Source organism: Hyphomonas sp. (assembly GCF_036964145.1).
GTDB lineage: Bacteria > Pseudomonadota > Alphaproteobacteria > Caulobacterales > Hyphomonadaceae > Hyphomonas.
Genome location: NZ_JBALUC010000005.1, coordinates 294669 through 306987, shown reverse-complemented (window position 1 = coordinate 306987; position 12319 = coordinate 294669). Strand labels below are relative to the sequence as shown.

General features: G+C 60.8%; 13 protein-coding genes. 5 read left to right on the top strand and 8 right to left on the bottom strand.

The features are described 5' to 3' along the window. The first annotated feature begins 92 nt into the window (after positions 1–92). Positions 93–953 (top strand): DMT family transporter, encoded by an 861-nt coding sequence (locus V7660_RS15860; protein ID WP_335604026.1) that lies wholly within the window; start codon positions 93–95, stop codon positions 951–953. A 110-nt stretch (positions 954–1063) separates the two neighbouring features. Further along, a complete protein-coding gene (locus tag V7660_RS15855) occupies positions 1064–1711 on the top strand; it encodes an inner membrane-spanning protein YciB (protein WP_335604025.1) in 648 nt (215 codons plus the stop codon). Here V7660_RS15855 and V7660_RS15850 read toward each other — a convergent pair. Further along, positions 1708–2259 (bottom strand): NUDIX hydrolase, encoded by a 552-nt coding sequence (locus V7660_RS15850; protein ID WP_335604024.1) that lies wholly within the window; start codon positions 2257–2259, stop codon positions 1708–1710. The genes V7660_RS15855 and V7660_RS15850 overlap by 4 nt on opposite strands. A 130-nt stretch (positions 2260–2389) precedes the next feature. On the opposite strand from V7660_RS15850, the gene V7660_RS15845 reads away from it, so the two are divergent. Then, positions 2390–3103 carry a MarR family winged helix-turn-helix transcriptional regulator gene (locus V7660_RS15845; protein ID WP_335604023.1) on the top strand — a complete coding sequence of 238 codons (714 nt, stop codon included), beginning with the start codon at positions 2390–2392 and terminating at the stop codon, positions 3101–3103. Between the two features lie 16 nt (positions 3104–3119). Here the strand turns inward: V7660_RS15845 and V7660_RS15840 are convergent, their stop codons facing one another. The 5 genes from V7660_RS15840 to ccmA are packed head-to-tail and all read right to left on the bottom strand — an operon-like array spanning position 3120 to position 5802. Next, a complete protein-coding gene (locus V7660_RS15840) occupies positions 3120–3644 on the bottom strand; it encodes a redoxin family protein (protein WP_335604022.1) in 525 nt (174 codons plus the stop codon). Next, a complete protein-coding gene (locus V7660_RS15835; RefSeq protein WP_335604021.1) occupies positions 3641–3805 on the bottom strand; it encodes a heme exporter protein CcmD in 165 nt (54 codons plus the stop codon). The genes V7660_RS15840 and V7660_RS15835 overlap by 4 nt, the downstream gene beginning before the upstream one ends. 3 nt (positions 3806–3808) lie before the next feature. Continuing rightward, positions 3809–4540 carry a heme ABC transporter permease CcmC gene (gene ccmC, locus V7660_RS15830; protein ID WP_335604020.1) on the bottom strand — a complete coding sequence of 244 codons (732 nt, stop codon included), beginning with the start codon at positions 4538–4540 and terminating at the stop codon, positions 3809–3811. 21 nt (positions 4541–4561) lie between these two features. Continuing rightward, positions 4562–5227, bottom strand: a complete 666-nt coding sequence (ccmB, locus tag V7660_RS15825) for a heme exporter protein CcmB (RefSeq protein ID WP_335604019.1) — start codon at positions 5225–5227, stop codon at positions 4562–4564. Then, entirely contained in the window at positions 5224–5802 is a 579-nt protein-coding gene (ccmA, locus tag V7660_RS15820) for a heme ABC exporter ATP-binding protein CcmA (RefSeq protein ID WP_335604018.1), read from the bottom strand. The genes ccmB and ccmA overlap by 4 nt, the downstream gene beginning before the upstream one ends. 118 nt (positions 5803–5920) lie before the next feature. Here ccmA and acnA point away from each other — a divergent pair, with 118 nt between their 5' ends. Continuing rightward, complete coding sequence (acnA, locus tag V7660_RS15815; protein WP_335604017.1) at positions 5921–8608, top strand: aconitate hydratase AcnA; 2688 nt, start codon at positions 5921–5923, stop codon at positions 8606–8608. A 118-nt stretch (positions 8609–8726) separates the two neighbouring features. After that, positions 8727–9377: a DUF1223 domain-containing protein gene (locus tag V7660_RS15810; RefSeq protein WP_335604016.1), complete on the top strand. Its 651-nt coding sequence runs from the start codon at positions 8727–8729 to the stop codon at positions 9375–9377. Here V7660_RS15810 and V7660_RS15805 read toward each other — a convergent pair whose 3' ends face one another. Beyond that, complete coding sequence (locus V7660_RS15805; RefSeq protein ID WP_335604015.1) at positions 9378–10430, bottom strand: DUF4340 domain-containing protein; 1053 nt, start codon at positions 10428–10430, stop codon at positions 9378–9380. Further along, positions 10427–12319, bottom strand: coding sequence for a Gldg family protein (locus V7660_RS15800; RefSeq protein ID WP_335604014.1), 1893 nt, complete (start codon positions 12317–12319; stop codon positions 10427–10429). Before V7660_RS15800 ends, V7660_RS15805 begins: the two co-directional genes overlap by 4 nt.

Here is a 12319-nt window from a genome sequence, read left to right as displayed (position 1 = left end):
CCGGAGTTTCTTGTTTGAGGCGAGTCAGACCCTCAACCGGGCAAGAGTCAAATCCTTCCCACGCGTCAGCGAGTCGTGCATAGGTCGCCGCGATGACGATGACGCTCCTGCCTGTGGTTCTGTGCCTTTTGTCCGCAGTAACGGTTGCTGCGACCAACATGTTCGTGAAGCGGGGCGGGGACGTGCTGACGGCGCGCATGGCCGTGGCGCTCGTGATGGGGCTCAGCGTGCTGCCCTTCGCGCCCTTTGTTCCAACGCCGCCCCGAGAGACCTGGCCGCTCATCCTTGTCTCCGTCATGGTGCATTGGGTCTACCAGTTCTGCCTTGTGCGGTCCCTGCATCGTGGAGACCTGTCACTGGTCTTTCCAGTCATGCGGGGCCTGGCGCCCCTGGCGACGGCGTGCTTTGCGCTCATTGTCCTGCAGGAGCATCTGACGGTTCTGCAAATGGCCGGGCTGGGCGTGGCCAGTTTCTCGATCATCCTCTTTGCGCTGCCGACCGGGAAAACGGCCCGCACGCGGCGGCTCGATCGGCAGGCGCTGATCTGGGCGGTGCTGACGGCGCTTGGCGTCGGCCTCTACGCGGTGGCCGACACACGTGCTGCACGGGCCATGCCCAACCCCATGACGTTTGTTGTCTGGTTGTTCCTGCTGGACTGGATCGGCGTCACGGTCGTTACACTGATCCAGCGCCGCGGGCGCATACGCACAGCTGTCGCAAAACAATGGAAGGGAGGGCTTGCCGGCGGAATCCTCGGTACATTCTCCTATGCCCTGGCAATCTATGCCTACACGCTGACTGATGCGGTGATCGTGACCGCCTTGAGAGAAACCTCAGTTGTATTTGCGGCGGTGCTCGGCGCAATTTTACTGAAGGAGGGATTCGGGTACAGACGAATATGTGCAGCCGGCCTGCTGGCGGCCGGACTCCTGTCGATGCAAATTTGTGCGTGACCTGTTTCAAAACAATACAGGCCCATTCGTGATTTGTTAGGTCGACTATAGTCTGAGAGGCGCTACAGCTTGGGACTAATCCATAAGCGGCAACAATGCGTAGAGAAGTGATGACAGAGACACAGGACACGGAAGGCTCGGCTGAGCTCAGCGATGCAACGGCCAAAGCCGGGAGCATCTGGACCGAGATCGGGCCAACGCTTGCCTTTATCGGCATCTATAATGTGATGCTGCGGTTTCCGGAAGGGGAGGGGCTCTTCACGAAAGACACCGCGCTCTACTGGGCGACGGGCGCGCTCATTATCTTCACCGCATACGTGATTATCCAGAAACTGATCCGCGGCGAGAGAATCCCGCCTTTTCTGATTGTGTCCTCCGCCCTGATCGGCGCGTTCGGAACTGCGGGGATCCTGCTTCAGTCGAAGCTTTTCCTGTTCATCAAGCCGACCATCATCAATCTGCTGTATGCGGGTGTGATCTTTGGGGGGCTCGCAGTGGGCCGGAACATCTGGAAGATGTTGTTTCACACGCTCTTCGATCTTCCGGATCACGCCTGGAGAACGTTGGCCATCCGGTGGGGGCTCTACTTTGTCGCCATGGCCGCGTGGAACGAATACCTCTGGCGCAACTTCTCCGAAGCGACCTGGGCGAACTGGAAGCTTGGGAACATTGTCATCGGGATTGTCTTCGCGCTGGCCAATACGCCGTATACGCTGAAGCACATGCGCAAGCCTGAGGCTGAAACGCCTGAAGCCTAGCGCGTCAGGTGTTCGGTGCCGGGCGGATTGGAAAAGGGCGGGAAGCCGGCCTTGTGGCGAACGCTCGCAAAATGGGTCAGCGCCCACACGACCGTCGGGAAGGCAAGATTCGCCCACGGTATGTCCTTCCAGTCAAACAGGCCGACTTCCTCGCTCTCCGGACCGGCTGAAATATCCGACACAAGCTCTGCCCGGAACATGACATGGACCTGTGCAATGCGGGGAACTGAATAGATTGCGAGTACCTGACCGATGCGGATTTCGGCATTTGCCTCTTCCTGCGCCTCGCGCCGAGCCGCTTCTTCGACCGTCTCCCCTTCCTCCATGAACCCTGCGGGAAGGGTCCAGAATCCTTTACGCGGATCAATCGCGCGCTTGCAAAGCAGGATTTTGTCACCTTTTGTCGCAACCGTAGCTGCAATAATTTTCGGATTTATGTAGTCTACGAACTGGCAATGTGAGCAAACACGGCGTATTCGGTCGTCGCCATCGGGTATTTTCAGTTTGAAATCTTGAGAAAAGAAACCATTTGATAATTCATCCGTCATCGAACCTTAAGCCTCTTGCTCGTATTTGGGTAAATGTTGATCCGCACACGGGTCCTATACTTAACAGACCACTAACCGGATTATCCATCGCGCCCAACGCCTAAATGAACACAGAAAGATACACTTCATCATGACTTACAATCTCAAAACTTCGCCGAGCCACCTGCTGCACCGTGCCCAGCAACTCGCGGCCAATGAATCCGCTTCCGCGCTCACCTCTGCCGGCATCACGCTGCGTCAGTTCTCTGTCCTGGCCGCTCTGTCCGGCAATGATGGCGTGAGCCAGTCTGACTTGGTCAACGCAACCGGCATCGACCGCTCGACGCTCGCTGACATGGTCGCCCGTATGGAGAAGGCCGGCCTGATCAAGCGCGTTGCCTCCAAGACGGACAAGCGCGCCAAGGTCGTTTCGCTGATGTCCAAAGGCAAGAAAGCTTACGAGAAAGCTCTTCCGGCTGTCGAAAAGGCTGACGCTGCCATTTTCGAAGCCCTGCCGAAAACCAAGCAGGCTGCGCTCGTGTCCGGCCTGAAGGACATGGTTGCTGAAGCTGACAAGGTCGAAGCGCCTGCTCCGAAGCCAGCTGCTCCGGCTCCTGCCGCCAAAGCCGCTGCCAAGCCGGCCGTCAAGAAAGCTCCGGCCCGCAAGCCGGCTGCGAAAAAACCAGCTGCCAAGAAAGCTCCGGCTGCCAAAGCAGCACCGAAGCCAGCTGTGAAGAAGGCCCCGGCCAAGAAAGCTGCGCCTAAAGCCAAAGCCAAGGCGGCCCCTAAGGCCAAAGCGGCTACGACAACCAAGCCTGCGAAGAAGGCTCCAGCCCGCAAGGCTCGCAAGTCGACGAAAAAGTAAGGTTCCGGAGACGGATCTAATTCGGCGGGGCGCTTTTCAGCGCCTCGCCTATTTTTTTGACCGAATTTTCGTTCAGGGGGCCCTGAACATGGTCAATGATCTCACCGTCAGCTGAGATAACGAATGTTTCCGGCACACCGGTCAGGCCGAAATCGAGCCCTCCCTGACCGTCCGGATCGAGTGCGATCCGCGTATACGGATTGCCAAGCCGGTCGAGGAAGGCGAGGCCATCCTCCAGCTTGTCCTTGTAGAGGACGCCAAAGACCTGCCCAGGATGGGCGGCTGACAGCTCTGAAATATATTTGTGTTCCGCCTCACAGGGCGCACACCAGCTGGCGAACAGGTTCACGGCAATGGCCCCGCCGGTTGGCGAGGGCGCGAAGGTGAGGGGTTCGGAATCGAGGGTCGGGAATGCCGTATCAGGCGCGCTGCGCAAATTGCGCCTGAAATCGCCCTTTTCGGGATTGATCAATTGGCCGGCGGCAATGGCTCCGAATACGACGAGGACGCCGACCGGGACAATCGCGAGCCACCGCTTCATCCGCGCTTCTGGTCCCGGATGCGGGCTTCGATGCGGATAAGTTGAGTTTTCGCGGCGCGGGCCTTCATCATGACGGACACCATTGCGGCACCGATCAGTAATAGGCCGACCGAATAGCTCGCCCAGATGAATGCGGCATTGGAATCAAAGTCTGGCAGCATGGATCAGTCTCCTGTCATCAGGCGAGCCCGAATCTGGGCTGCGCGTCTAGTCCATATTTCGGCCCGCATCAGCGTCATGACAAGGGCGGCAAACAGTAGCGAGTGGCCCAGAGAGCTGATCAGCAATGGCCAGAGATAGACGGCGGCCATCTTCGGACCCTCCGCCGTGATGACGCTGGCGTCCTGATGCAGGGAAGTGAAGAGGTCCACGGAGAATTTGATCAGCGGCACATTCAATGCTCCCACCATGGCGAGGATCGCACCCGCCCGGGCGGCCTTCTGGCGCGTATCCATTGCGGCGCGCAGGGCCATATAGCCTAGGAACAGGAAGAACATGAACAGGACCGACATCATCCTGGCGTCATCCCATTGCCACCAAGTGCCCCAGGTCGGTTTGCCCCAGATCGCGCCCGTGACAAGGCAGAGCGCTGTCCATGTTGCGCCCAGCGGCGCAATCGCCTTGGCGGCAATGTCTGCGACTTCATGGCGCCAGATGAACCAGACGAAACTCATCACGGCCATACCGAGATAGCTGGCCATCGCAAGCCATGCGGCCGGGACGTGAATGAACATGACCCGCATGATGTCGCCGCCCTGATAGTCATCCTTCGGGACCATCCAGAGGCCTTGCCAGAACCCCCATGCAATCAACAGGGCTGCGGCCGCATAGAACAGGGGCGCGAGCCAGCTGGACAGCATAAGGAAACGGTGCGGATTGGCGAACCAGGAAAACATCGCGTTCGGAATACCCTTCCCTCAGTCTGCCGCCAAGCGCAGGGCTGCACCCATGGCAAATGGTGCGACAGCCAACGCAAACAGCGTAGAGGCGGCGAGAAATAATGGGGCGGCGGCGCTGCTTGGGCCGTCTCCCATGGCGAGGGCGCCAAAGATGGCAGTTGGAACGTAGAGGGGCAGGGCGATGAGGCTGATCAACAGTCCGCCCCGGCGTACGGTCGCAGCAAGCGCGGCGCCGACACCGCCCCAGAAATAGAAGGCGAGCCCGCCGATCGCATAGTACAGCATGTTTTCAACCAATGCGCCGCCAATCTGTGCCTGGAACATCAGGAGCAGCAGGGGAGAGAGCAGGGCGAGGGGCAGGCCAGCGGTCAGCCAATGCGCGAATGTCTTTGCTGCGGCTATGGACGCGGCGGGGGCGCTGGTCTGTAACCAGAGATCCAGCGAGCCATCTTCGGCGTCCGCCTGAAAGATGCGTTCCAGTGTCACGAGGCTGGAAAGCGCCAGCGAAACCCACAGGATCCCGGGACCAATCGCGCGCAGAGTTTCCGGGTCAGTTCCGACGCCCAGTGGCACGAGAACAGCCGCCCCTGCGAAGAAGCCCACCGGCAGCAGCGCGCCGGCGCCGCCCGCCCAGGCTTCGCCCAGCGCTTGCTGGAACGCGGAAAGGATTGGCGCGGGGCTCAAATATCCACCTGCATATCAATTTCAAACTCAGGCTCGCCATGGAGGGCAGCAATAAGTCCTCCGCCTTGGGTGCGGTGAGCGGAGATCATGTCCAGCAAGAGGGCCTTTCCGTCCGCATCAAGGGCAGTCAGCGGTTCATCCAGCAGCCAGACCGGGCGGTTTTCCAAATGCAGGCGGGCGAGGGCGGTCCGGCGGCGCTGGCCGGCCGATAGATGCTTGGCGGGCACATCTGACGGACGCGAAAGCCCCATTTTGTCCAGGAGAGGTTCAATTTCTGTTTGAGGCTCTCCCCATGCGCGTGCCCAGAGGGTCAAATGCTCCCGCGGTGTTTCATGCGGTTTCAATCCGTCCCGATGCGCTACCCAATGATGCGGCGCGTTGCGGTCAATCATTCCTGTCTCGGCCTGTGTCAGACCTGCGAGAATACGCAGAAGGGTCGTCTTGCCGGCGCCATTAGGTCCGCGCAGGACAATCGCTTCGCCTGGCGCCAAGGACAGTGACACCCCCCGGAACAGGAGGCGTTCGCCGCGGATCATGCCAATATCGGCTGCGGAAAGAAGTGAACCGGCGCTCATATGTCCCGTTTAGACCCTTTGTCCCAATTGCCTCAATCCATTAGGGCCTATATGAGACAGGCCAGCGCGGCGGCTCATCGCCGCAGATCGATAATTCCAGACGCGAGGTTCCCTCTCCATGCCGTCCCTCGACAGCTTCAAGTCAAAACGCACACTCACCGTCGGTAGCAAGACCTACACGTATTTCTCGCTGTCCGCAGCCGCAGAAAACGGTCTTGGCGACGTCTCCCGCCTGCCTGCGTCTCTCAAGGTCCTGCTTGAGAACATGCTGCGCCACGAAGACGGCAAGACCGTCACCAAGGAAGACATTCTCGCCTTCAAATCCTGGCTTGAGAACAAGGGCGGTGTCAGCCACGAGATCGCCTATCGCCCGGCCCGCGTGCTGATGCAGGACTTCACCGGCGTTCCGGCCGTGGTCGACCTCGCCGCGATGCGCGATGCTGCGCAGAAGCTCGGCGCGGCGGCAGACGCGATCAACCCGCAGGTTCCGGTCGACCTCGTCATTGACCACTCGGTCATGGTCGACAGCTTTGGCGGCGAAAACAGCTTCGAGAAGAACGTCGAGATCGAATACAAGCGCAACCAGGAACGGTATGAGTTCCTGCGCTGGGGCTCCACGGCGTTCAAGAATTTCCGCGTTGTGCCTCCGGGCACCGGCATCTGCCACCAGGTAAACCTCGAATATCTCGGCCAGACGGTCTGGACGAAGGATGAAGACGGCGAAACCGTTGCCTATCCTGACACCTGCGTCGGCACCGACTCGCACACGACCATGATCAACGGCCTCGCCGTGCTCGGATGGGGTGTTGGCGGCATCGAAGCTGAAGCGGCCATGCTTGGCCAGCCAGTCTCCATGCTGATCCCGGAAGTCATCGGCTTCCGCCTCGACGGCAAGATGGCCGAAGGTGCGACGGCGACCGACCTCGTGCTGACGGTCGTGCAGATGCTGCGCGCCAAGGGCGTCGTCGGCAAATTCGTCGAATTCTACGGCCCGGGCCTGTCGAACCTGACCCTCGAAGATCAGGCAACGATCTCCAACATGGCGCCCGAATATGGCGCGACCTGTGGCTTCTTCCCGGTTGATGAAGACACGGTCAAATACCTCACCAATACCGGCCGTGACGCCGAGCGTGTTGCCCTCGTCGAGGCCTATGCCAAGGCGCAAGGCTATTGGCGCCCGGAACAGGTCGAGCCAATCTTCACTGATACGCTGGAACTCGACCTCGGCGCCGTCGTGCCATCGATCTCCGGACCAAAGCGTCCGCAGGACCGTGTCCTGCTATCGGAAGGCGACACCGCCTTTGCCGAGGCCATGGCGAAGGAATTCGACAAGGCGGCTGATGCTGCTGAGCCAATCGCCGTTGAAGGCAAGGACTACACCGTCACGCATGGCGATGTGTTCATCGCGGCCATCACGTCCTGTACCAACACATCCAACCCATCCGTCCTCATCGCCGCCGGCCTCGTGGCCAAGAAGGCGCGCGAACTGGGCCTCAACCGCAAGCCTTGGGTGAAGACCTCCCTCGCGCCGGGCTCGCAGGTCGTGACCGATTATCTCGACAAGGCTGGCCTGTCGGATGAGCTGGATGCCCTCGGCTTCAACCTCGTTGGCTATGGGTGCACCACCTGTATCGGTAACTCAGGCCCGCTCGAAGCGCCGCTGGCGCAGGCCATTGCCGATGGTGACCTCGTCTCCTGTTCGGTCCTGTCCGGCAACCGGAACTTCGAAGGCCGGATTGGCCCGGACATCAAGGCCAACTATCTTGCCTCGCCACCGCTGGTAGTCGCCTATGCCATCGCGGGCTCGCTGCGCGTGAACCTGACCACGGATCCGCTGGGCAAGGACAAGAATGGCAATGACGTCTTCCTGAAGGACATCTGGCCGACTTCGCACGAAATCGCAGAGATCATGGTCAAGGCTGTGACGCCGCAGATGTTTGCCGAGCGCTATTCCGACGTCTTCAAGGGCGACGAGCACTGGCAGGGCATCGAAGTGTCTGGCGGCCAGACCTATAGCTGGCCCCCAGCCTCCACCTATGTTCAGAACCCGCCTTACTTTGAAGGCATGGGCCTGGACATCGACGCGCCGAAGGATGTCGAGAATGCCCGCGTGCTGGCGTTGTTCGGCGATTCCATCACGACCGACCACATCTCACCGGCCGGTTCGATCAAGGCGTCCAGCCCGGCTGGGGTCTACCTGCAGGAACACCAGGTCTCTCCGCTGGACTTCAACTCCTACGGCTCGCGCCGGGGCAACCATGAAGTCATGATGCGCGGCACGTTCGCCAACATCCGTATCAAGAACCAGATGGTTCCGGGTGTCGAAGGCGGCGTGACGGTGCACTATCCGGACGGCGAGCAGATGCCGATCTATGATGCGGCCATGAAATACGAAGCCGAAGGCACGCCGCTTGTTGTGTTTGCTGGCGATCTTTACGGCAACGGCTCCTCACGTGACTGGGCGGCCAAGGGTACGGTCCTGCTCGGCGTTCGCGCTGTGATCGCTGGCAGCTTTGAGCGGATCCACCGTTCGAACCTGATCGGCATGGGCGTCCTGCCGCTGGAATTCGCAGACGGTGAAAGCGCCGCATCGCTCGGCCTGACCGGCAAGGAGCAGGTAACTATCAAGGGCATCGAATCCATCAAGCCGCGCCAGACCCTCGAAGTGGCTATCACGCGCGAAGATGGCACGAGCTTCACCGCCAATACGACGGTTCGCATCGATACCGAGAACGAGCTGGATTATTATCGCAATGGCGGCATCCTGCACTATGTGCTGCGCAACCTTGCCCGCGCTGCGGCCTGATCTGCCGCGCGACGCCTGACAAGAAAGCCCCTGCAGCATGCTGTGGGGGCTTTTTTACAGCCCTCACATCCCTGTGACTGTCACGGAAATGGAGTTGGCCCTATAAACAGGGACTGAGATGACACGAATTCTGTTTTCCTTCCTGATCGCCGTAGGCGTCATGGCGCCTCCTGCATTGGCCGAAGGGCCCGTGCTGGTAGAGCTGTTTGCATCGCAGAATTGCCGGGCTTGCCCCAAGGCGCACCGCACGTTGAAAGCCGTCGATGCCGAGCGGGACGATCTGCTCGTGCTGACCTGGTCGGTCGATTACTGGGATTATCTTGGCGACAAGGACCCGATGGCGCTGACCGAGTCCAAGGAACGCCAGCGCGGCTACACGGATCGCTTCCGCCTGCGGGGCCCCTACACACCGCAGACTGTCTACAATGGTCAGGAGCAATGCGCTGGCAACAAGCGTCACTATGTCGAACGCGCGCTTGAGAGGATTCACGGGCAGCCGGAGTTTGATGTGAAACTGGTTCGCACCGGCGACAAGATTCGCCTGTCGGGCCGCGTACCGGACCTCGCCGATATCTGGCTGGTCAATTATCTGTCTGGCGATGCCAATACGACCGACATGCTTCATCCGGTCACGCATGTCTCCGCGCTCGGGCCGTGGCTTGGGAATCCGGTCGAACTCAGCGTCCCCGATTGCGAGGCCGGCTGCTCGATCATTGTCCAGGAAGCGGGCTTCGGCCCTGTTCTGGAAACGATGGTGATTCAGCCCTGATCAGGGCTGGGCCGGTTGGCCTGATTCAAACACCATGACCGGCGGCCGCACAATGGCGGAGACGCGCGGCGTAAACTCGTTCCAGTCATATTCTGCCAGTTCGAACGCCCAGCCTTCGGCCTTGTCATTGATCGTGCTGCCGCGATGGGCGCCTTCGCCCGCCTCAATAGCCCGTATGGTGACGAAATAGCCATCGGGTTCGCGGAATGCCCGCACCTCGACTTCCAATCCGTCATGCGTCTCCGTGATGTGGCGCGCCACGGGCTGCGTCTGGAGTTTGCTGGAGGGTTTCACGCCAATCGGGGCGAAGCGAGTCAGGGCCAGCGCAGGCGTTGAAGCGGCCAGACGGCTGACCAGCCGGAAATCCTGGAAGGGCGGACCGGGTACGAAGCTGCGGTCACTCGATCCGACAGAGCGCTGAAGATAGAGGCTTTCGCCCATGGAATCGAAAATGCGCACGGCGGAAATCGCATCGGAGTTGATGTCCAGAATGTCGAAATCCAGCCAGGCATCATGATTGTAGAAGGGGGGCAGCTCGCCCTTGACCTGAAAGGCCTGTTCCTGATCCGGGAGGCGGCCATAGACATGGCTGTCCTTGCGCCCGGTGATCAGGGCGGCGGTAATCTCGCCATCATCATCGACGATCTCGACCAAAGCGCCGGTGCCGCCATCGCGCGGATCCCCCAGACCGATCCGGTTCAGCTTGTCCGGATCGCGCGTGCGGCCTTCGCCCCAGCTCAGCCCTTCGAGTCCGGTCGCAAGCTCTGCAAGCCGGTCGGGGCGGATCGGATAACCCGCCTCATCGCCCATCTTCCAGCCATCCTGTGTGTTGACGAGCGTATAGGCCTCATCCGACAGGGTGACACGTATTTCGCTGGCATCAGCGCGAATGGCGGCAAAGCCCGGAATGACGGGCTGGCCGTCACGTTCGGAGGAGCGGACCGATGGACCGTCGAAACTGTAGGCAATCAGGGTCAGCACGACCAGTCCGGCCGCAATGCCGCCCATGATCTGGAGGCGGCGAGTGCGCTGCTGTGTGCGGATGTCGCTCATGCGGCTTCCTTCCGCTTCTGACGATACCAGACAAACAGGCCGATCAGACAGACCAGGAAGGGGCCGCCCCAGATATTGATGGCCTTGAGCGTGCCCTCGAGGCTGTCTATGTCGCGGCGGTAATTGCGTTCAATCTCCCGCAGCTGGGCGCGCAAATTCACAATCCGCTGGCGCAGATCGAGCAATTCAGTGCGCTCGGCCTCGGTCAGATCGGCTTCGAGATCGCCTGAGAAAAACCCGTCCGCCGCGCCTATGGCCTGCAATTCCTCGAGTCGCGCCTGGGCGGTTTGGAGATTGTCTTGGAGTGCGGCCTGCTGGCGGAAATAAATGGCCTCGGCATTCTCCCGCATACGGTCGATGCGTTCCATGCGGCGCAGGCTTGGCGCGCGGGACCGCAGCCGCGAGAGTTCCCCGCCACCTGCGAGGGCGTCGAGGGCGTTGAGGACCAGTGCGCCATTGTCCGCCACGACGATCTGTTCGTTCGGGATGATGTAGAATTCATCCGCAATGAAATCGACGTCCGCGATGAGGACAATTTGTGCCTCGGTCTCGCTTTCCGGAATGTGGGGCAGGGCGCTGGCCGCCTCGGCGCGGGCGATCTCGGCCAGCATGGGGGCGGATGGTTCGTCAAAGGCAGGCGCGCCTTGCGGGAATGCTGTGTTCAAGTGACCTGACAGGCGCGCGGCGAGCGCCAATGGGGCCGGCTCGGTCTGGTATTGGCGCAGAACCTGCTGAGGCGTCATGTCCGTTACCGCTTCCGTGGCATCAATGAAGGACGGGCTGGGGCCAGTTGTCAGCAAGGGTGTCAGTTCTGCGCCTTCGGCGAGATCACCTGCCGTGAAGGCGCCCGGCGCGCCGAAATTGACGGTGCGGCTCAGATCGGCCGTGATCAGATCGTCCTGATTCATGTCCCCCGCTGGAATGCCAAGAAACAGCGGATGCGCGAGCTCCTCGATGCGTCCGCCGCCAGTATCGACCGGCACGGGCAGGGCACTGGCTGCATCTGCAACCGCGTCTTCGGACAGCGTAACGCCCCATGCCTCGCCAAGCGCCATCAGGGAGGAGGCTGTCTCGGCATCACTCATGTCGAACGGGCCGGTGTTCGCCACGGTCTTGGCCGCAGGGTCGACAAGAAATACCGCGCGTCCGGTGCGCAGGACGAATTGGTCGATCAGCCATTCCTGACGCGGGGAGAGGCGCGGCGGCTGGGCCACCAGCAACACATCCAGGTCTTCCGGCAAGGATTGGAACGTTTCCGCAATAGGCTCGACGTCAAAGGATTTGTGGATATCGCGAAGCAGCGTGTAGCCGCCCTCGCCGCCGGGCGCGGTCAGGCCGGGCAGGGAGGACAGGATGCCGACCCGAGGCGGGTCCGGATCATCCAGCCGGGCCACCATGCGTGTCAGATCATACTCCAGCGTTACTTCCCGTTCCGGCGCGAGGAAGGGCATGACCCGTTGGTCGTCGATGGAGTTGCGGCCGATGATGCCGAAATAGAGCGGGTCGCTGCCATTCGTGTCGACGGCCGTAATGCCGGCGGCAAGCGCCTGGTCCTCGGCGGGCGAGAAGGGGACGGGATCGATTTCCGTGACCTGGATTTTCCCGTCCGACTGGCTTTCATACACGCGCAGCAATTCCCGCACACGCGCCGCATAAGCGCGGATGGCCGGAAACTCTTGCCCGGTGCTGCGTGTGTAGACGAAGGTGATGTCGACGGGTTCTGCCACCGTCTTCAACGTCGTCTTCGTCGCGTCCGACAGCGTGTAGAGATTGTTCTCGGTAAAATCGATCCGCGCGCCGGTGAACACCTTCTGCACCAGAAGGTTTGCCGAGACGAAGATGATCCCGGTCAGCGCCGTGGCGGCGATGAGATAGTGTTTCGCCTTCAT

What these genes read in the sequence shown, in the direction of transcription:
- V7660_RS15840 (WP_335604022.1), bottom strand. Translation starts at nt 3,644, where the DNA reads ATGAAGCGGTGGCTCGCGATTGTCCCGGTCGGCGTCCTCGTCGTATTC.
- V7660_RS15810 (WP_335604016.1), top strand. Translation starts at nt 8,727, where the DNA reads ATGACACGAATTCTGTTTTCCTTCCTGATCGCCGTAGGCGTCATGGCG.
- V7660_RS15835 (WP_335604021.1), bottom strand. Translation starts at nt 3,805, where the DNA reads ATGCTGCCAGACTTTGATTCCAATGCCGCATTCATCTGGGCGAGCTAT.
- acnA (WP_335604017.1), top strand. Translation starts at nt 5,921, where the DNA reads ATGCCGTCCCTCGACAGCTTCAAGTCAAAACGCACACTCACCGTCGGT.
- V7660_RS15855 (WP_335604025.1), top strand. Translation starts at nt 1,064, where the DNA reads ATGACAGAGACACAGGACACGGAAGGCTCGGCTGAGCTCAGCGATGCA.
- V7660_RS15850 (WP_335604024.1), bottom strand. Translation starts at nt 2,259, where the DNA reads ATGACGGATGAATTATCAAATGGTTTCTTTTCTCAAGATTTCAAACTG.
- ccmC (WP_335604020.1), bottom strand. Translation starts at nt 4,540, where the DNA reads ATGTTTTCCTGGTTCGCCAATCCGCACCGTTTCCTTATGCTGTCCAGC.
- V7660_RS15800 (WP_335604014.1), bottom strand. Translation starts at nt 12,319, where the DNA reads ATGAAGGCGAAACACTATCTCATCGCCGCCACGGCGCTGACCGGGATC.
- V7660_RS15860 (WP_335604026.1), top strand. Translation starts at nt 93, where the DNA reads ATGACGATGACGCTCCTGCCTGTGGTTCTGTGCCTTTTGTCCGCAGTA.
- ccmA (WP_335604018.1), bottom strand. Translation starts at nt 5,802, where the DNA reads ATGAGCGCCGGTTCACTTCTTTCCGCAGCCGATATTGGCATGATCCGC.
- V7660_RS15805 (WP_335604015.1), bottom strand. Translation starts at nt 10,430, where the DNA reads ATGAGCGACATCCGCACACAGCAGCGCACTCGCCGCCTCCAGATCATG.
- V7660_RS15845 (WP_335604023.1), top strand. Translation starts at nt 2,390, where the DNA reads ATGACTTACAATCTCAAAACTTCGCCGAGCCACCTGCTGCACCGTGCC.